Here is a 17,733-nt window from a genome sequence, read left to right as displayed (position 1 = left end):
GCCGCACGCATAGCAGCCATTCCGAGATCGGCGACCCGAATCGGATCGAAACCTGCATATTCCCCCAACGCTGAAAACGACAAGATCAAAAAACAACGAAGGACGCGAGATGACCGATTTCGTTGATGGCACCGCCTTCAACAATGAGCAAGGCAAGCGCGCACGCAAGCTTTTTGCGGCGGTGGTTCTGGCTGCGCTCGACGATGCAATCGCCGACGACAAGAAGTATGGCAATGGCCCGGACCAGATCGCCCGCTGGGCACGCTCCCGCGACGGGCGCGAAGTTCTGTCCTGCGCCGGCATCGACCCGAACGAACGTGTCGTGAAGGGTCTGATGGACTTCGTGGGCAAAGGTGTGCGCACCTCTGTCGCTCTGTCTCGTGAAGAGAGTGAGCGCCGCAATGCGGCCGAGGCCTTGGCCCGCGCCGCCGCCTGATCGTCAAAACCCACCTTTGACGCGGCTCCCCCCCGGGGGGCCGCGTTTTTCGTTGGACCGGCAGGGTCTTGGCGCCATCCGCCGGTTGGCGGAGCGCCCTCGCCTAACCGAACACGACCGCCCAGAGCACGAGCGGCGCGAGTTCGGCGAGGCCCAGCAGCGCGATTCCGCCCCGCAGCGCTGGATGCCGGAACCGCAACCACAGCAGGACGCAAAGCGCGAGGCTCGCCGCGATCTCCAGCGTGCCCACAAGCTCGCCATGATGGTCGGGGTCCCAATAGCTGACCAGGCTTTCAAACACCCAATCGCTCAGCGGCCAGAAATGGGCGCGGGCATCATCGTGGTGCAGCAGAAAATCGCAACCCACATGCAAGAGCCCGGCCCCGGCGAAGGCCACCCCCACGCGTGACCGGGTCATCAACGCGAGCGTCAGCCCCGCCCCCCACAGCACTGCCGAATTGTCGACCCGGAAGATCGCCTGCCAGGTGTCCGAGTAATAGAGCTGTCCGAAAACCACCTGCGGCGACAGCTGCGAAACCGTCAGCGCCCAGCCCGTCAGCAGGTAAAGCGACAGGTCCGGCAACAACGCCCCGGCCACCGCCGCCGTCGTCACGGCGGGCTGGTGCGCCCGGCCAAAGGCCGCGGCCCCGAATATCAGATGCGCCGGTGTGTTCATGGCTTTTCCCTGCCGTCCGATTTGCCTAGAGACCTAACCCGGAGGCAGGCGATGACCAAGGCGATCATGATCCAGGGCGCGGGCTCCAACGTGGGCAAATCGCTCTTGGTGGCGGGCCTGTGCCGCGCGGTGCACCGCCGCGGCCTGTCGGTCGCGCCGTTCAAGCCGCAGAACATGTCCAACAATGCCGCCGTCACCGCCGATGGCGGAGAGATCGGCCGCGCCCAGGCGTTGCAGGCCCGCGCCGCCGGGCTCGCGCCGACGGTCGACATGAACCCCGTCCTGCTCAAGCCCGAGACCGACACCGGCGCCCAGGTCATCGTCCAGGGCCGGCGCACCGCGACCCTGCGGGCGCGCGACTACGGCCGGATGAAATCGACCCTTCTGCCCTCGGTTCTGGAAAGCTACAGGCGTCTGGCCGCGGCCCATGACCTGGTGCTGGTCGAAGGGGCGGGCAGCCCGGCCGAGGTCAACCTGCGCGCCGGCGACATCGCCAACATGGGCTTTGCCGAGGCCGCCGGCTGCCCCGTGGTGCTGGTCGGCGACATCGACCGGGGCGGCGTCATCGCCCAGCTTGTCGGCACCCACGTGGTGCTGCCGCCCGAGGATCGCGCCCGGATCAAGGCCTTCGCGATCAACAAGTTCCGCGGCGACCCGACCCTCTTTGCCGAGGGCATGACGGCGATCCGCGACCATACCGGCTGGGCCGGGCTGGGCATTCTGCCCTGGTTCGCCGACGCCTGGCGTCTGCCCGCCGAGGACGTGATGGACATCCGTCCGAAACCGGACGGCGGTCCAGTGCGCATCGCGGTCCCGCGCCTCGGCCGGATCGCCAATTTCGACGATCTCGACCCGCTCTCGGCCGAGCCCGGCGTCTCCGTCGACATCATAGAGCCCGGCCGCCCCCTGCCCGGCGACGCCGCCCTCGTGCTGATCCCCGGCACCAAGTCCACCATCGCCGATCTCGCCGATTTCCGCGCCCAGGGCTGGGACGTGGACCTTGCCGCCCATGTCCGCCGGGGCGGTCATGTGCTGGGTCTTTGCGGCGGCTACCAGATGCTGGGGCGCCGGATCGCCGACCCGGACGGCATCGAAGGCCCGCCGGGTGCGGTTGCGGGGCTAGGCCTTCTCGACATCGAAACCACCATGGGCCCGGTCAAGGAAGTGACCCTGACGACCGCCACCCACCGCGCCTCGGGCCTGCCCGTGACCGGCTACGAGATCCATATCGGGCGCACCACCGGCGCCGATTGCGCCCGGCCCTGGCTCGACCTCGCCGGACGGGCCGGCCGGGCCGGGACGCCCGAGGGCGCAAGCTCCGCCGACGGCCGCATCCTCGGCTGCTACCTGCACGGGCTCTTCGCCGCCGACGGGTTCCGCGCGGCCTATCTCGCCGGGCTCGGCGCCCCCGCCGCGGCGCAGGGCTTTGACGCGGGGGTCGAGACCACGCTCGACGCCCTCGCCCGGCACCTGGAGGCGCATCTGGACGTGGAGGCCCTGCTGGACCTCGCCTCCCGCCTGCCCGCCCCCTAGGACCCGCCGCGACCTCCGCCCGGGTCGTGGCACCTCGCCACGCGCTGAATGAGAGGCGCGCGGCAGCGCGGCCGTTTGGCTGGCTCCCCCGCGCGGCGCGGGCCTTGACGGCCCGCGCTACTCCGCCGCCATCGTGGGCAGCGCCTCGCCGCCCAGCGCCGCGAGCGTCCTTTGCAGGCTCGTCCCCAGATGCCAGGCCAGCACCGGCGGCACCGCATTGCCGATCATCCGCTCGGTCTCGCGCAGCCGCGCCTTGAACAGGTAACTGTCGGGAAAGGTCTGGAACCGCGCCGCCTCGCGCATGGAGATCCGCCGCGGCAGGGCATAGTGGAACTGGTTGTTGCCGTGACATTCCGCCCGGATCGTGTGCGAGGTCTTGCCCGGATCGAGCCGCCGCCCGCCCTGGTCGCTGCTCTTGCGGGCCAGCGACCAGATATGGCTGAATTCCGCGTCCTGCGCCCGCGTCTCAAGATCCGCGATCGCCGCCTTCGAGGTGATCCAGCTGGTCTTGTCCAAGAGCGGCGCCGGCGCCTCGAACGGCGCCGCGCCTCCGCGCACGCCGACGATGAACACCCGCTCGCGCCGCTGCGGCACCTCGTAATCGGCCGCGTGGTAAAGCTGGTAGGTCACGTCATAGCCCAGCCCCGAGAAGTCCCGCAGCACCTGGCGCAGGGACTCCTCGTTGTATTTGTAAAGCAGCCCACGGACGTTCTCGGCCACGAACACCTTGGGCTTCAGCCGCCGCACCGCCTCGACCATGGCGCGGTAGAGCCCGCTGCGCGCGCCCGCCACCCCCGCCCGCTTGCCGTTGATCGAGATGTCCTGGCAAGGAAAGCCGCCGACGACCACGTCGCAGCTCTCGGGCAGGGTTGCCATGTGGTCCCAGATGTCGCCCTGCCGGATCGCGTGGCCCAGGTTGTGGGCATAGGTCAGGCAGGCATAGGGGTTGAGGTCGTTGGCCCAGACCACCTCGAACGGCCGCCGCGCATAGGGTTTGCCCAGCACCTCGAAGCCGCCCATCAGCCCCAGATCCATCCCGCCGCAGCCGCTGAACAACGAGACGATACTGTAGGCTTTGATCATGCGCGTCGCTCCATGGGCCCGGCCGGGCATGTCGTATCCCGAACTGGTTAACACTTTCCTTGCTCCTGCAGGAACAGGAAGCCGGACGGTGTCCACCCCTGCGCGAAGCCGTCTGCCCGGCGGAGCCATTCCAGAAGCCTGCCCTCGGGGTCCGGGCAGTCTCCCCAATACTCCAGAAACAGCGCGTCCTCAAGATGTAGTGCGGCCTGGCGCAGCTCGTGCTGTATGTCGATGAGCGAATTGAGCACAAAGTTGTCCGTCGGCCCCTGCTCGCCGACGCTGCCGGCGGAATAGAGGTCGCGGGCCTGCGGGCAGAGCACGCCGCGATAGGTCATCAGATACATCACCGCATCAACGTATTTGCGCCGCTGCCGGGCCCCGCCCACAACCTGCGGGCACATCAGGGCAGCTTCCGCCCGAAGCCGCCGTTTCTCGTCCCGAGGCAGGTCCATGTAGACCCGGACCTCCAGCGGCAGCGAGTGGGTCTGCTCCTCGGGGTCGGTGTCCTCCAGCCACCACAACCGCTCGCCGGGCCTCAGGCGGCCCCGGGCGTATTGGCGGATCAGCGGCATCTTGTCCTGCATCGGCAGGCCGCGGAAGGACTCGTAAGCCAGCCCCAGCTGGTCGAAGAGCGGGCGCCGGGTGCCGATCTCGATCTCGAAGCGCGGCACGTGGCTGGTGCGGACATGCATGATCGAGGCGCCGTAATCGGCCCAGCGCACCTCGGGCCGGCCGCCGAACTTGCCGTAGACGACATATATATGATCGACCTCGAGCGCCCGCTGCCCTTCGGAAACAGACTTGGCGATGCAGCGCCAGCTGTCGCTCTGCGTGGCCTTGACCTCCACCCCGAAGGCGCCCACGACGATGTCCGGAAAGCCCTGGTCGATATCGGGCGCGGCCTCATGGCCGGTCCCGGCGAGCAATGCCCCCAGCACGGCACGGACCCGCCCCTCGAAGGCGGCCGGCCCATGGTGCTCGGCCGAGGCCCTGACCTCCGCGGTCAGCCTCTCGCAGAGCGCGGCCAGATGTCGCTCGAACTGGTCCCTGTCCATATCCTGTGTCCCCTCGCCTCCGACAGTGCAGATCTTGCCGCGATTCGACCAGCCAGAGCGGCCCAGGACCATCCGCTCATCCCCCCCCCGCAGCGCCATGGGCAGACCCGGGCTCGGGCCCAGAGGACGACGGGTCGAGATATGTCAAATATGGGCCAGCCACCAAGCCCGCCACGCAACACTCGCCGGCCAGGGTCAGGCTTGAGGAACAGCGGTGAGTGTCACGGTCGGCACGCACTTGATGCAATTGCATTTTTCGCTTTGCCTCTTGTCGCTCATCTGCATGAATACAATTGTATTAATATGCGATGATCGATGATGGACATGTTTGCTCACCGGTATTCCGCGGCCGACGTTGCCGAAATTGCTCGCATCAAGCCGCCAACTCTGCAGGCATGGCTGAAGCGGTATGAGCGGACTGAAGAAGCTGGTCCTTCCGGTGGAGGCAGGCAAGGGAAGGCGCACAGCTTCAACTATTTCAATGTGATGCACTTCGTGATTGCGGCCGAGTTGGTCGATCAAGAAGTTGACACGCCGCAGGCACTCAAAGCCAGTGCGCACTTCGGGCAGGCCGGCTCAATTCCGTCGACCCGCAGCTTTGGGTTACCATTCGATGAAGACGGCGGGCGGACCGATACAATGCTACTGACCTCGGGTAATGGGACCTGCATTGTGCCGATGCGCAAAGGAGAGGACTGGTGGACTCAAGGCATCATGCTTCTGGGGAACCCGTCTGGCGCATTCTGCATGCCGATCCTTCGCGTTTGGCAGGATGCTTGCCGGCGCATGAAGGTTTCGCCGGGTGCAGTGAGGGCCGCTGCAAAGGCAACGACCTGATGCCCCGTCCGTCCCTCCACAAGGTGGACCGCCTCGAGGTGGTCCGGACCCCGGCGGATCGTGACGCGATCGACGCCAAGGCCCTCGAATGGGTGCGCCGCATTCTCCGCGCCGCCTGCGAATCCGCACGAACAAGCGCGGTCGCGTGGCACATATCCAGGTCACTCCGGAACTTGCCGGGTTGCACGACGCGCCCCCGCGCGACCGCCTCTTGATACGGACCAACGCAACGGAGGGTCTATTTGCCGGGCATCGGGCCTCCGTGGGCCTGCGCCACTGGCACGACAAGGCCGTCCTGAGCCGCGACCTCTGCTTGCAGGACTGCCGGGTCACGGTGTCGACCCGGCTGCTGAAAACGGCTCCGACCCTGTCGGAAATCGCCAATCTCATGGCTTGGCCGATCCGCCATGCCGCCAACGTGATCGAGCATTTCGCCCGCGTCTCGCCAAGCAACAAGGGCGGTGTGCCGGTAAAGCCGGCGCAGGCGAAAGGAGGCGGACAGTGAAGAGAACCGTAGACGCCCCTGAAAACCGCGCACCCTGCGCAATCAGAAAGTCGACCCAAGTGCTTGAAATGAAATGGAGGCGAGTACCGGAATCGAACCGGTGTGGACGGATTTGCAATCCGCTGCGTCACCACTCCGCCAACTCGCCGACCGTCGCTGTCTTAGCTGAGGCACATTCGCATCGCAAGGGGCGATCCTTGCACATGCCCGTTGCCCGCTGCGCGGCCCTGTGGCATCACGGATGCGTTGAAACTGAACGGAAGAGTCTAGCCCGTGGCCGATTTCAAGACCCGCCGGACATTCATGGTCGACACCCAGGTCCGGCCCTCCGACGTGACGAAGTTCCCGATCATCGACGCGATGCTGTCCGTCCCGCGCGAAGCCTACGTGCCCCATGACCTGCGCGAGGCCGCCTATATCGGCGAGAACCTCGCCCTCGGCGACGGCCGGGTCATGCTCGAGCCGCGCTCCTTCGCCAAGCTGCTCGATGCGGTCGCGGTGCAGCCGACGGACGTGGTGCTCGACCTCGGCTGCGGGCTTGGCTACTCCACCGCTGTTCTGGCCCACATGGCCGAGTTCGTCGTCGCCATCGAGGATGACGAGGCCCGCGCCGCCGAGGCCCAGAGCACACTGTCCGAGCAAGGCGTCGACAATGCCGCGGTGGTCCACGGCCCCCTCGCCGAGGGCGCGGCCGACAGCGGGCCCTATGACGTGATCCTGCTCGAAGGCGCGGTCGAAACCGTGCCCGACTCGCTGATCGACCAGATCAAGGACGGCGGCCGCATCGGCGCGATCTTCTCCGAAGGCACGCTGGGCGTCGCCCGCATCGGCCACAAGTCGGGCGGCCGCCTGACCTGGCGCTATGAATTCAACGCCTCCGCCCCTGTTCTGGCCGGTTTCCGCCGCGCCCCGAGCTTCGCCCTGTAAGTTTCGCAGTCAACGTATTCCCGTGCACAAGATCACAAGACGCGGTGCACCAGTCAGTTAGCCGAGAGGACACATGAGCAGGTTCATACATCGGATCGGAGGGCTGGCCACCGGGCTGCTTCTTGCGATCACCGCCCCCGCCGCCTGGGCCAACAGCCTGGCCGACACGCTCGCCGATGCCTACGAGGCCTCGGGCCTTCTGGAACAGAACCGTGCCCTGCTGCGGGCCGCGGACGAGGATGTGGCCCAGGCCGTCTCCAGCCTGGCGCCGATCCTGTCATGGTCGGCCAATGCCAGCGTCACCGACCCGCGCCCGGTCGGCGGCGATTTCCTGACCACCAACGTGGCGCTCAATGCCGAGCTGCTGATCTATGACGGCGGCGGCTCGCAGATCGCCATCGAGGCGCAGAAGGAACTGGTGCTGGCCACCCGTCAGGAGCTTGTGCAGATCGAGCAGGAAGTGCTCCTGCGCGCCCTCGAGGCGCACCTGAACATCCGCCGGGCGTTCGAATTCGTCCAGCTTCGGCAAAGCAACGTCCGCCTCATCACGCAGGAACTGCGCGCCGCCCGCGACCGGTTCGATGTGGGCGAGGTGACCCGCACCGACGTCTCGCTCGCCGAGGCGCGCCTGGCCTCCTCGCGCAGCTTCCTGGCCTCGGCCGAGGGCGATCTGGCCCAGGCGATCGAGGAATATCGTGCCGCCGTGGGCCGTGCGCCCGGCAACCTCTCGCCGGTGCCGCCGGCGAACATCGGCTACGATGCCAACGCCGCGCGCTCCTTCGCGGTCCGCAACCATCCCTCGATCCGGGCCGCGATGCACAATGTCTCGGCGGCGGAGCTCAACATCCGCCGCGCCGAGGCCGCTCTGCGTCCGCGCGTCACCTTCCAGGGCTCGGTCGGCTTCAATGACGATTGGGACAGCTCCGAGAGCATCGGCCTGAACATCTCCGGCCCGATCTCGCAGGGGGGGCGCCTGGCCAGCACGAGCCGCCAGGCCATGGCGCGCCGCGACGCCCAGCGCGCCGGCCTGCACATCGTGCGCCAGCAGATCGAGCAGCAGGTGGGCAACGCCTATGCCCTGCTCACCGTCGCCCGCGCCAGCCGCGAGGCGTCCGAGCGGCAGATCCGCGCCGCCCGGGTCGCCTTCCAGGGCGTCCGCGAAGAGGCGACGCTCGGCGCCCGGACAACGCTCGACGTGCTCAACGCCGAGCAGGAGTTGCTCGACGCGCAGGCCAATTCCATCGCCGCCCAGATCGACGAGACCCTGGCCAGCTACCGCGTCCTGTCCTCCATGGGCCTGCTGACGGCCGAGGATCTGAACCTCGGGGTGCAATCCTACGACCCGTCGGCCTATTACAACCTGGTCAAGGACGCGCCGCTGGGCCAGTCCGACCAGGGCCGGGCGCTCGACCGGGTGCTGCGGGCCATCGGCGATTGACCTGATCGTGCCGGGCCGGACCGGCGGCGCGGACCGCGGCGAATGCGCCGCAACGCCGCCGGGAATTGCTTCGGATTCGTCCTATCTGTTGTCCGGCGGTCGGAGGGAGGCTAGTCTGACCCCCGAGGCCAAAGCAGGAATCGCATGTCTGATCCTCTGACGAATGTCGAGATCGAGGACGTTCTCGCGTCCATCCGCCGTCTCGTGGCCGCAGGTGATCCGGCGGACGAGGGCGACGGGAAGGAGTCCGGGCCGCGGACGGACCGGCTTGTCCTCACCCCGAATTTCCGGGTCAAGGACGCCCCCGAGGTTACCGCCGCGCCCCCAACCCGGACCGCGCCCGCCGCGCGAGAGCCGTGGCAAGACCCCAAGGCGCAGGCCGCACAGCCGACCCCAGAGCGTGATGCCCCGGTCGATGGCACCGTGGATCGGCCATCCCATGGGGCGGGCAAGGCCGCCGACAGCGCCGCGACCACCGAAGACACGGAGAGACCCCAGACCGGGGTGTTCACCCGGTTCTCCCGCAGCCAGCGAATGGCCCGCAAGGCAGACGGCAACAGTGCGCCCGCTCCGCGCGAAGCCCGTGCCTCCGACGGCGACACATCCACCCCGCTCACGCTCACGTCCCCCATCCTGCCGGTCCCCGACCCGCCGGAAGCGCCGCCCGCGCACACCACAGGCGCGGATGCACCGGCGACCGGCCCCACCGCGACGACGGCCACAACCGACATCCGCGCGGATTGGCCCGAGGCTGACAGATGGCCGGAAACCCCCAAGGCCGCCAGCCGCGCCGAGAGACCCGCGGCTGACAGCCGGCCCGAAACCCGGCCGGAAACGCCCGCGCCCCCCCCCCACGTCGATAGCCCCGCGCCGGCCCCTGAAAAGGACACCCCCGACGCGGAAGCGGCAGGCCCCATCGACGTCGAAGACGACGCAGAGGTCGAGGCGCTGCTCGAAGGTGTCATCTCGGCCATGCGCCTCTCCCGCGAGGACATCCCGGACGCCGAGCTCGTCGAGACGACTGACGACCATGACAGGCAGCGCGACGACGAGACCGCCGAGCCGTCCGCCGCAGACAATCCTGGCACGACCCCGGTCGCAGAGGCAATGCAGAGCGCCGAGAGCCGTGCGCCGGACGCGCCCGTCGCCGAGCCCCCGCTCATCCTCGAGACCCCCAGCACCCCGCGCCAGCGGATCGAGGAAACCATAGCGGAACTCGAAGCCGCGGTGACCTTCTCCGGTCAGGACTTCGAGCCCGACGGCAGCGAACTGGCCGATTGGGCCCCCACCGGCCGAGGCCGCCCCGGCCGGCTTCACCTCGTCGTCACCGGCGAAGATGGCCCCGCCCCCCCGAAGCCCGCCGACGACCTCGACCTCGACCTCGACCTCGAAAATGACAACGACGAGCCCCGGTTCCGAGTCTATCCGGGCGAACGTCTCTTCGACCGCGCCGGCGTTGAAAACAGCGATGGCGCGGCGGCCGAAAATGTCGCCGGGCACGACCGCGCGGCGGAAGACGGGAAAGCGGACGACAGAGCCGCAGCAGACCTCGCCGAGCAAGACGTCGCCGAGGCCGCAACGCCCGCAGCAGCGACACAGCCCAATGGGGCCCCTGCCGGCAATCAAAACGCCCCGGCGGATACACAGGCCCCCTGGCACAGCCCCGAAGACAGCCGCGCGGACACCGCCGCCCGATCCAGACCGGGCGCACCCGCCCGGGGCGACGCAGACCGCCGCCCGGTGCCGAGCCCCGATCTCGACGACGATGCCGAGCTCACAGCCTATCTCGAAGAGGAAAGCCTCCTCGACGAGGAAGCCCTGCGTGACCTCGTCGGCACCATCGTCCGCGAAGAGCTTCAGGGCGTGCTGGGCGAACGCATCACCCGCAACGTCCGCAAGCTCGTCCGGCGCGAGATCCACCGCATCCTGAACAGCCAGGAATTCGACTGACCTGCCCGGCGTCCCGCACCGACGCCCATAGGGGATGGTGGGCGGGGCGATGCTCCGCGCCCTGGCGCGGGGCGAGCGTCGTTCACCATCCCGACAATCCAAGTCCCGCGGGACCCGCCCGCCGGGCTCCGCCCAGGGCCCGCTCGTGATCGGCTACCGCCTCCTCGTCAGCCTCGCCGCGCCGGTCCTCCTGGCCCTGGCCCTCTGGCGCCGGCTGAAAGGGCGCGAGGACGGCGCCGCCCTGCGCGACCGCCTGCTGGGCCCCGGACCGCCCGAGGGCGCGATCTGGATCCACGGCGCCAGCAACGGAGAGCTCGCCTCCGCCCGGCCGCTGATCGAGGCGCTGCTGGCCGATCCCGACCGGCAGCTGCTGATCACCGCCAATACCCGGACCGGGCGCGACCTGGCCGCCGGCTGGCACCTGCCCCGCACGCAAACCGGTGTCGCCCCCTTCGACCTGCGGCTCTGCACCGCGCGGACGATGGCGCGGATCTCGGCGCTGGTCCTGCTGGAAAACGAGGTCTGGCCGAACCGGATCGCGATGACGCAGAGCCGCGGCCTCCCGCTGATCTTCGCCGGCGCCCGGATGTCGGCCCGCAGCGCCCGGCGCTGGGCCCGCCGCCCGGCCCTGGCCCGCGCCCTGCTGGGCGGGGCCCGGCTCGTGGCCCCACAGGACAGCGCCAGCGCCGCGCGGTTCCGCGACCTCGGGGTCGCGCCCGACCGGCTGCTGCCCCCGTTCCAGCTCAAATCGCTCTACCTGCCACGCAGCGCCCCGCCGGACCCGGCACTGGCCCGCACCTTTCCCCGCGACGCCAGCCTGCTCGCCGCCTCCACCCATCCGGGCGAGGAAGACATCGCGCTCGACGCCTTTGGCATCGCCCGCAAGCACCGCCCCGACCTGCGGCTGATCCTCGTGCCCCGGCACCCGGATCGCGCCCCGGCCATCGCCCGGCTGGCCCCGATGGCCCGCCGCAGCCTGGGCGAGGACCCGGCAAGCCACCCGGTCTATCTCGCCGATACCTTTGGCGAGATGGAAACCTGGTACCGCCTGGCCCCGGTGGCCCTAGTCGGCGGCTCGCTGACCGAGACCGGCGGCCACACGCCCTATGAGCCCGCGGCGCTCGGCTGCGCCATCCTCCACGGACCCCATGTCGCGAACTTCGCCGAGGATTACGCGCATCTCGACGCCGGCGGCGGCGCCCTGCAGGTCAGCGACGCCGCAAGCCTCGCCGCGGGCTGGCTCGCCCATCTGGACGCCTCCGCGATGCCCGCGCGTGCGCGCGGCCTGCTGACCCCGGCCGACCCCACCGAGATGATCGTCCGGATCGAGGCCGCGCTCAGACCCAGGCCGCCTGCCGCCTGATCAGCCCGTCGACCCGCGCCCGCAGGTCGCCGCCCAGCGGGCCGGTCCGGGGCGCGTCGCGCAGGGTCTCGACCCAGTGATCCTGGGGAAAGACCTCGCGCCGCTGTCCCTGCCAGCGCAGGGTGCGCAGAACCGCCTCGCCCGCGGGCGGCAGCCGGTCGGGCAGCTCCTCGCCCAGCAGCGTGCCCCAGACCCCGGCCCAGAGCCGCCCCACCGACCAGGGGTTGTAGCCCCCGCCCCCCAGCACGACGAAGCGCGGCGCCAGCCCGCGCAGCCCGGCCACCACCGCCCAATGCGCGTTGTTCGACAGCGCCAGCCGCGATTGCGGATCCTCCAGCACCGCATCCGCCCCGCATTGCAGCACGATCGCGTCGGGCCGAAAGGCGGCGACCACGGGCAGGATCACCTCCTCGCGGATCAGCGCCATCTCGTCGTCATGCAGGCCGCGCGGCACCGGCAGGTTCCAGACCTGCCCCAGGCCGCGGTCGGTCAGCGCCCCGGTGCGGGGCCAGCGGCCCTCCTCGTGGGTCGAGATCAGGCAGACGTCGGGATCGTCGGCAAAGGCGGCCTCGACCCCGTCCGCATGATGCGCGTCGATGTCCACATAGGCCACGCGGCCCGCCCCGTTGCGCCGCAGGGAGAGGATCGCGAAGACCGGATCGTTGAGATAGCAGAACCCGTTGGCGCGGTCTGGCATGCCGTGATGGGTGCCCCCCGCCGGGTTGTAGATCACGCCCCCTTCCCGCAGCAGCTCTCCGGCGAGGATGGAGCCGCCCACGGCGGTGGCCGGGCGGCGATACATCTCGGGATAGACCGGGTTCGACGGGGTGCCCAGCGCATAGGTCGCCCGAACGGCGTCGGTCACGAATTGGCGGCGCTCCGCCTCCTGCAGGGCGGCCACGTAATCGGGCCGGTGGAACGCCCAGAGCGCCGGCGGCTTCACCCGGGGCGACTGGAGGAACCGCGCCGGCGGCAGCCAGCCCAGCGCCCGCGCCAGGTCGGTCACGGTCGAGACCCTCGGAATGCGCAGCGGATGCCAGTCGCCGTAGGAGGAATGCCGGTAGATCTCGGACCCGATGAACCGCGGGCCGATCAGGTCAATCGGCAAGCGCCGCCTCCACGGCCCGGGTGACCGGCGCCGACATCGGCCGCACCGAGGCCGGCCATTGGCCCAGCACCGTCCCGTCGCGGCCGATCAGCACCTTGTGAAAGTTCCAGCCCGGGACGACGCCCTGCCCCGCCAGCCAGCGGTAGACCGGATGCGCTTGCGGGCCGCGGACGCTGGATATCGTCGTCATCGGCAGGTCGAGCCCGAAGGTGAGCGCACAGAAATCCTTCACCTCCGCATCGCTCGACAGCTCCTGCCGGAAATCGTCGGACGGCACGGCCAGCACCACCAGCCCCGCGTCGCGATACCTCTCCCACATGGCCTGAAGCCCCTCGTACTGCGGCGTGAACGCGCAAAGCGACGCGGTATTGACCAACAGCACGGGCCGGCCGCGAAACTCCGCCAACGAGATCTCTCCGCCGTCGATGGAGGGGAAAGGCGCGTCGGGCACCACTGCCCCCGTGGCACCGAAGGCCGCCGGGGCGCAGACCGCCGCGGCCAGCACGGCGATCAGTCGGCGCCTGATGTGAGAAACCATTTGAGACCCTCCGCGAACATGGTCAAACTGGGTAAGGAGGTATCTTGGACAAACCAAAGGACAAGTCGGCAGCCATGTCGATCCAGACACCCATACAGCGGCCCCTGCAGAACACCGGGAAAGCCAAGACCGAACCGCGGGCCCAGTTCGCGGTCCTGCCGTGGCGTCTGGAACCGGCAAAGTCGGGGGGCAAGTCCGGCGAAAAGATCAGGATTTGCCTCGTGACGTCGCGCGGCACCCGGCGGTGGATCCTGCCCAAGGGCTGGCCCATGGGCAACCTGACCCCCGCCCGCGCCGCCGAGATCGAGGCCTGGGAAGAGGCCGGCCTGCGCGGCATCATCTCGCCGCAGCCGATCGGGCTCTATTCCTACCGCAAGCGGCTGGACAACGGGGACCTGCCGGTGATCGCCGTGGTCTACGGAATGCAGGTCACCAGCGTGGCCAAGGTCTTTCCCGAACGCGCCCAGCGCAACCGCAAGTGGCTGAGCCCGCGCAAGGCGGCGGCCCGGCTCGACGACGACGAGCTGGCCCATATCGTGCGCCATTTCGACCCGCGCAACCGGCTTGGCTAGACCCGCGCAGCGCCGCGCGGCGTTGCAACCGCCGGCCCGGTCCCTACATTGTAGCCGTGAGCCGGGCCCCCGGTCCGCGACGGCCCGCGCCCCCCGGCGCCGTGGCCATCCCCACCCCGCACCTTCGGGCGCGGCTCAAGAAATCAAGGCGCCATGATCCGCTACGCTCTGAAATGCAAGGACGGTCACATGTTCGACAGTTGGTTCCAGTCCGCCGCCGCCTACAACACCCTGGCCGGCAGCGGCCACCTGAGCTGCGCGGTCTGCGGCTCGGCGGCGGTCGAGAAGGACCTGATGGCGCCCCGCGTCCGCCCCGATGCCGCCGCCCCCCAGACCCCCGCCAAGCCGGACGCGCCCGCCGGCGCCGGGCAGGCCGCCCCGCGCGGGGCCGGCCCGCTCTCGCACCCCGCCTCGGTCGCCGAACAGGCCATGGCCGAGCTGCGGCGCAAGATCGAGGCCGAGAGCGTGGATGTGGGCAGCCGCTTCGTAGACGAGGCGCGCAGGATGCATGACGGCGACCTGCCCAAACGCTCGATCCGGGGCGAGGCACAGGTCGGCGAAGCGATCAAGCTGCTCGAGGACGGCATCCCCATAGCCCCCCTGCCGTTCCTGCCAAAGCGGCGGGCGAACTGATGCGGGTGCTGGTGACAGGGGCCAACCGTGGCATCGGCGCGGCCCTGCTGGCCGCGTTCGAGGCCCGCGGCGACACGGTGCGCGGCACGGCGCGCCGCCCGGGCGGCGGCGACCTGCTGCCCCTCGACGTGACCGACCCCGCCTCGGTCGCGGCACTGCCCGGGCAGGTCGGCGCGCTCGACCTGCTGGTCTGCAACGCCGGCATCTTTCCCGACCGGGGAGAGGCGCTCGACACCGGGTTTCCCGCCGCGATGTGGGCCGATACCTTTGCCACCAACGTGACCGGCGTCTTTCTGACCGTCCAGGCCCTGTTGCCCGCGCTCAAGGCCTCGCGCGGGCGGATCGCCATCATTTCCTCGCAGATGGGCAGCAGCGCCCAGGCAACCGGCGGCGCCTACATCTACCGCGCCTCGAAGGCCGCCGCCCTCAATCTCGGCCGCAACCTGGCCACGGACCTGGCCGTCGACGGGATCGCGGTCGGCATTTATCACCCCGGCTGGGTCCGCACCGAGATGGGCGGCAGCGCCGCCGATATTTCGGTGACCGAGGCCGCCGGCGGCCTGCTCGACCGCTTCGACAGCCTCTCGCCCGCCACCTCGGGCACATTCGAAACCTGGGACGGACGTCCCCACCCTTTCTAGACCTAGGACCGACCCAATGACCAAGACACCCGTCTTCGACGCCGACCTCTCCGGCGGCCGCAACCTCGGCGACCTGCCCGAGTGGGACCTGACAGACCTCTACCCCGGGCAGGATTCGCCCGACCTCAAGCGCGATCTCGACTGGCTGGAGGCCGCCTGCGCCGATTTCGCCCGCGACTACGAGGGCAAGCTCGCCGGCCTCGACGCCGCCGACATGCTGACCGCGGTCCAGCGCTACGAGAAGATCGACGTGATCGCGGGCCGGATCATGTCCTATGCCGGGCTGCGCTATTACCAGGCGACGACCGACAGCAGCCGCGCCAAGTTCATGTCCGACATGCAGGACCGGATCACCACCTACACCACGCCGCTGGTCTTCTGGTCGCTGGAATTCAACCGCCTGACCGACGACCAGGTCGCGGCTCTCTGGGCGGCCAATGGCGACCTCGCCCGCTACAAGCCGGTGTTCGAGCGGATGCGCGCCTTGCGCCCCTACCAGCTCTCCGACGAGCTCGAGAAGTTCCTCCACGACCAGTCCACCGTCGGCGCCTCGGCGTGGAACAAGCTCTTCGACGAGACCATCGCCGGGCTCACCTTCACCGTCGACGGCGAAGAGCTGGGGATCGAGGGCACGCTCAACCTGCTGACCGAGCAGGACCGCGACACGCGCGAGGCCGCCATGCGCGAGCTGGCCCGCGTCTTCGGCGACAACGTCCGCACCTTCGCCCGGGTCCACAACACCCTGGCCAAGGAGAAGGAGATCGAGGACCGCTGGCGCGGCATGCCCACGCCGCAGACCGGCCGGCACCTGTCCAACCATGTGGAACCCGAGGTGGTCGAGGCCCTGCGCAACGCCGTGGTCGCGGCCTATCCGCGCCTGTCGCACCGCTATTATGCGCTCAAGGCCAAATGGCTTGGGCTGGAGCGAATGCAGGTCTGGGACCGCAACGCACCGCTGCCGATGGAAAGCGAGACGATCATCGACTGGCCCCGGGCCCGGGCGATGGTCATGGACGCCTACGCCGACTTCGACCCGCGCATGGCCGACCTGGCGGAACCGTTCTTCGACAAGGGCTGGATCGACGCGGGCGTGAAGCCCGGCAAGGCCCCGGGCGCCTTCGCCCACCCGACCGTCACCGAGGTGCATCCTTACGTGATGCTGAACTACCTGGGCAAACCGCGCGACGTGATGACCCTCGCGCACGAGCTCGGCCACGGCGTCCACCAGGTGCTTGCCGCGGGCCAGGGAGAGCTGCTGTCCTCCACCCCGCTCACGCTGGCCGAAACCGCGTCCGTCTTCGGCGAGATGCTGACCTTCCGCAAGCTGCTGTCAGAGGCCCCCAGCCAGGCAGAGCGCAAGGTTCTTCTCGCCGGCAAGGTCGAGGACATGATCAACACGGTGGTCCGCCAGATCGCCTTCTACGATTTCGAATGCAAGCTGCACGACGCCCGCCGCGCGGGCGAGCTCACCCCCGACGACATCAACGCGCTCTGGATGTCGGTGCAGGCGACGAGCCTCGGGCCGGTCTTCGACTTCGCCGAAGGATACGAGACGTTCTGGGCCTACATCCCCCATTTCGTCCACTCGCCGTTCTACGTCTACGCCTATGCCTTTGGCGACGGGCTGGTCAACGCGCTCTACGCGGTGTTCGAGGAAAGCGGCGAGAGCTTCAACGACAAGTATTTCGCCATGCTGAAAGCCGGCGGCTCGCTCCACCATTCCGAGCTTCTGGCCCCGTTCGGCCTCGACGCCTCGGACCCGGCCTTCTGGGACAAGGGCCTGGCGATGATCTCGGGGCTGATCGACGAGCTCGAGGCGATGGAGGACTGACCCGCGCCCGACAGCCCGCCATGCTCGACCCGGCCCCGCCGTCATCCGGCCTGGCGATCATCGCGCCCCGCTGCAACCCGGGCCAACCGTCATCCCGGCCGGCGCTTTTCGCGCTCGCCGTGATCCCGGACAGCCTCCATCAAGGCCCGCACGCACATCGGCCAACCTTCATCTTGGCCGGCAAACTCTCGGGGGTGAATTGCGCCGCAGGCGCAAGAGGGGGCAGACAGCCCCCTGCCCGCCCTCCACCGGGCCGAGCCGCCCGAACACGCGCGGCCGGCTAGTCCAGCTCGCTCCAGGGCCAGGGCTTCACCTGCGACGCGGCGGTCTGATACCGTGCGGCCTTGGCCATCCAGATGCCAAGGTCGGTGCCGAAATCGGACAGCCGCTCGTTCGGCTGGCCGTTGCTGACCAGCATGATGATGAACTGGAACACCGTCATCACCCCAAGCACCGTCCCGGCCAGCGACAGCATGATCCCGATCAGGATCATGTAGACCAGCCGGAACACCAGGTTCTCCTTCTCGTCCGGCTCGGGTTGCTCGCCCAGGGCGCGGCCCATCATCTTGTCTTCGTCGTCAGACCCCATTCCCGGTCTCCCTCTGCA

At 69.2% G+C, this 17,733-nt stretch carries 18 protein-coding genes and 1 tRNA gene; 12 read left to right on the top strand and 7 right to left on the bottom strand.

All coding sequences use genetic code 11. The annotated features are described in order from the left end of the window. Window positions 1–109 precede the first annotated feature (109 nt). Window positions 110–436, top strand: coding sequence for a DUF6280 family protein (locus ROA7023_RS09600; protein ID WP_085878801.1), 327 nt, complete (start codon window positions 110–112; stop codon window positions 434–436). Window positions 437–539: 103 nt separating this feature from the next. On the opposite strand, the gene ROA7023_RS09595 is transcribed toward ROA7023_RS09600, so the two are convergent. Next, window positions 540–1,112 carry a cobalamin biosynthesis protein CobQ gene (locus ROA7023_RS09595; RefSeq protein ID WP_085878800.1) on the bottom strand — a complete coding sequence of 191 codons (573 nt, stop codon included), beginning with the start codon at window positions 1,110–1,112 and terminating at the stop codon, window positions 540–542. 51 nt (window positions 1,113–1,163) lie between these two features. Here ROA7023_RS09595 and ROA7023_RS09590 point away from each other — a divergent pair, with 51 nt between their 5' ends. Beyond that, window positions 1,164–2,645 carry a cobyric acid synthase gene (locus ROA7023_RS09590; RefSeq protein ID WP_085878799.1) on the top strand — a complete coding sequence of 494 codons (1,482 nt, stop codon included), beginning with the start codon at window positions 1,164–1,166 and terminating at the stop codon, window positions 2,643–2,645. Between the two features lie 117 nt (window positions 2,646–2,762). On the opposite strand, the gene ROA7023_RS09585 is transcribed toward ROA7023_RS09590, so the two are convergent. After that, window positions 2,763–3,728 (bottom strand): DNA cytosine methyltransferase, encoded by a 966-nt coding sequence (locus tag ROA7023_RS09585; RefSeq protein WP_200812483.1) that lies wholly within the window; start codon window positions 3,726–3,728, stop codon window positions 2,763–2,765. 47 nt (window positions 3,729–3,775) lie between these two features. Then, a complete protein-coding gene (locus tag ROA7023_RS09580; protein ID WP_200812482.1) occupies window positions 3,776–4,882 on the bottom strand; it encodes a hypothetical protein in 1,107 nt (368 codons plus the stop codon). 219 nt (window positions 4,883–5,101) lie between these two features. Here ROA7023_RS09580 and ROA7023_RS09575 point away from each other — a divergent pair, with 219 nt between their 5' ends. Continuing rightward, window positions 5,102–5,620, top strand: coding sequence for a hypothetical protein (locus ROA7023_RS09575; RefSeq protein ID WP_159458474.1), 519 nt, complete (start codon window positions 5,102–5,104; stop codon window positions 5,618–5,620). 262 nt (window positions 5,621–5,882) lie between these two features. Continuing rightward, window positions 5,883–6,125, top strand: coding sequence for a hypothetical protein (locus ROA7023_RS09565; RefSeq protein WP_085878795.1), 243 nt, complete (start codon window positions 5,883–5,885; stop codon window positions 6,123–6,125). Between the two features lie 74 nt (window positions 6,126–6,199). Here the strand turns inward: ROA7023_RS09565 and ROA7023_RS09560 are convergent. After that, window positions 6,200–6,273: transfer RNA gene (locus ROA7023_RS09560), tRNA-Cys, on the bottom strand. 125 nt (window positions 6,274–6,398) lie between these two features. On the opposite strand from ROA7023_RS09560, the gene ROA7023_RS09555 reads away from it, so the two are divergent. The 4 genes from ROA7023_RS09555 to ROA7023_RS25475 all read left to right on the top strand — a co-directional run bounded on the left by ROA7023_RS09555 (window position 6,399) and on the right by ROA7023_RS25475 (window position 11,803). Next, window positions 6,399–7,052, top strand: coding sequence for a protein-L-isoaspartate O-methyltransferase family protein (locus tag ROA7023_RS09555; RefSeq protein WP_085878794.1), 654 nt, complete (start codon window positions 6,399–6,401; stop codon window positions 7,050–7,052). A gap of 73 nt (window positions 7,053–7,125) precedes the next feature. Next, the gene (locus ROA7023_RS09550; protein ID WP_085878793.1) at window positions 7,126–8,490 is read left to right on the top strand and encodes a TolC family outer membrane protein; all 1,365 of its coding nucleotides are present in this window, start codon (window positions 7,126–7,128) and stop codon (window positions 8,488–8,490) included. A gap of 144 nt (window positions 8,491–8,634) precedes the next feature. Continuing rightward, complete coding sequence (locus ROA7023_RS24405) at window positions 8,635–10,440, top strand: hypothetical protein (RefSeq protein ID WP_085878792.1); 1,806 nt, start codon at window positions 8,635–8,637, stop codon at window positions 10,438–10,440. Between the two features lie 145 nt (window positions 10,441–10,585). Further along, the gene (locus ROA7023_RS25475; protein ID WP_143535505.1) at window positions 10,586–11,803 is read left to right on the top strand and encodes a 3-deoxy-D-manno-octulosonic acid transferase; all 1,218 of its coding nucleotides are present in this window, start codon (window positions 10,586–10,588) and stop codon (window positions 11,801–11,803) included. Here ROA7023_RS25475 and ROA7023_RS09535 read toward each other — a convergent pair. Both ROA7023_RS09535 and ROA7023_RS09530 read right to left on the bottom strand, forming a co-directional pair. Beyond that, entirely contained in the window at window positions 11,778–12,911 is a 1,134-nt protein-coding gene (locus tag ROA7023_RS09535; protein ID WP_234992115.1) for an acetoin utilization protein AcuC, read from the bottom strand. The genes ROA7023_RS25475 and ROA7023_RS09535 overlap by 26 nt on opposite strands. Beyond that, window positions 12,901–13,449, bottom strand: coding sequence for a glutathione peroxidase (locus ROA7023_RS09530; RefSeq protein WP_085878791.1), 549 nt, complete (start codon window positions 13,447–13,449; stop codon window positions 12,901–12,903). Before ROA7023_RS09530 ends, ROA7023_RS09535 begins: the two co-directional genes overlap by 11 nt. A 44-nt stretch (window positions 13,450–13,493) precedes the next feature. Here ROA7023_RS09530 and ROA7023_RS09525 point away from each other — a divergent pair, with 44 nt between their 5' ends. From ROA7023_RS09525 to ROA7023_RS09510, 4 genes are all read left to right on the top strand, one after another. Next, window positions 13,494–14,021, top strand: coding sequence for an NUDIX hydrolase (locus ROA7023_RS09525; protein WP_306372483.1), 528 nt, complete (start codon window positions 13,494–13,496; stop codon window positions 14,019–14,021). A gap of 153 nt (window positions 14,022–14,174) precedes the next feature. Beyond that, window positions 14,175–14,654, top strand: a complete 480-nt coding sequence (locus ROA7023_RS09520; RefSeq protein WP_085878789.1) for a DUF1178 family protein — start codon at window positions 14,175–14,177, stop codon at window positions 14,652–14,654. Further along, window positions 14,654–15,295, top strand: coding sequence for an SDR family NAD(P)-dependent oxidoreductase (locus tag ROA7023_RS09515; protein WP_085878788.1), 642 nt, complete (start codon window positions 14,654–14,656; stop codon window positions 15,293–15,295). The genes ROA7023_RS09520 and ROA7023_RS09515 overlap by 1 nt, the downstream gene beginning before the upstream one ends. A 16-nt stretch (window positions 15,296–15,311) precedes the next feature. Continuing rightward, on the top strand, window positions 15,312–17,126 hold the full coding sequence (locus ROA7023_RS09510; RefSeq protein ID WP_085878787.1) for a M3 family oligoendopeptidase: 1,815 nt from the start codon (window positions 15,312–15,314) through the stop codon (window positions 17,124–17,126). A gap of 280 nt (window positions 17,127–17,406) precedes the next feature. Here the strand turns inward: ROA7023_RS09510 and ROA7023_RS09505 are convergent, their stop codons facing one another. Then, the gene (locus ROA7023_RS09505; protein WP_085878786.1) at window positions 17,407–17,715 is read right to left on the bottom strand and encodes a DUF4389 domain-containing protein; all 309 of its coding nucleotides are present in this window, start codon (window positions 17,713–17,715) and stop codon (window positions 17,407–17,409) included. Between the last annotated feature and the right edge of the window lie 18 nt (window positions 17,716–17,733).

It is taken from the genome of Roseisalinus antarcticus, assembly GCF_900172355.1.
Taxonomy (GTDB): Bacteria; Pseudomonadota; Alphaproteobacteria; order Rhodobacterales; family Rhodobacteraceae; genus Oceanicola; species Oceanicola antarcticus_A.
The sequence above is the reverse complement of the archived record's forward strand: the minus strand, read 5'-3'. Positions and strand labels throughout refer to the sequence as shown.

What these genes read in the sequence shown, in the direction of transcription:
- ROA7023_RS09600 (WP_085878801.1), top strand. Translation starts at nt 110, where the DNA reads ATGACCGATTTCGTTGATGGCACCGCCTTCAACAATGAGCAAGGCAAG.
- ROA7023_RS09595 (WP_085878800.1), bottom strand. Translation starts at nt 1,112, where the DNA reads ATGAACACACCGGCGCATCTGATATTCGGGGCCGCGGCCTTTGGCCGG.
- ROA7023_RS09590 (WP_085878799.1), top strand. Translation starts at nt 1,164, where the DNA reads ATGACCAAGGCGATCATGATCCAGGGCGCGGGCTCCAACGTGGGCAAA.
- ROA7023_RS09585 (WP_200812483.1), bottom strand. Translation starts at nt 3,728, where the DNA reads ATGATCAAAGCCTACAGTATCGTCTCGTTGTTCAGCGGCTGCGGCGGG.
- ROA7023_RS09580 (WP_200812482.1), bottom strand. Translation starts at nt 4,882, where the DNA reads ATGGCGCTGCGGGGGGGGGATGAGCGGATGGTCCTGGGCCGCTCTGGC.
- ROA7023_RS09575 (WP_159458474.1), top strand. Translation starts at nt 5,102, where the DNA reads ATGGACATGTTTGCTCACCGGTATTCCGCGGCCGACGTTGCCGAAATT.
- ROA7023_RS09550 (WP_085878793.1), top strand. Translation starts at nt 7,126, where the DNA reads ATGAGCAGGTTCATACATCGGATCGGAGGGCTGGCCACCGGGCTGCTT.
- ROA7023_RS24405 (WP_085878792.1), top strand. Translation starts at nt 8,635, where the DNA reads ATGTCTGATCCTCTGACGAATGTCGAGATCGAGGACGTTCTCGCGTCC.
- ROA7023_RS09530 (WP_085878791.1), bottom strand. Translation starts at nt 13,449, where the DNA reads ATGGTTTCTCACATCAGGCGCCGACTGATCGCCGTGCTGGCCGCGGCG.
- ROA7023_RS09520 (WP_085878789.1), top strand. Translation starts at nt 14,175, where the DNA reads ATGATCCGCTACGCTCTGAAATGCAAGGACGGTCACATGTTCGACAGT.
- ROA7023_RS09515 (WP_085878788.1), top strand. Translation starts at nt 14,654, where the DNA reads ATGCGGGTGCTGGTGACAGGGGCCAACCGTGGCATCGGCGCGGCCCTG.
- ROA7023_RS09510 (WP_085878787.1), top strand. Translation starts at nt 15,312, where the DNA reads ATGACCAAGACACCCGTCTTCGACGCCGACCTCTCCGGCGGCCGCAAC.
- ROA7023_RS09505 (WP_085878786.1), bottom strand. Translation starts at nt 17,715, where the DNA reads ATGGGGTCTGACGACGAAGACAAGATGATGGGCCGCGCCCTGGGCGAG.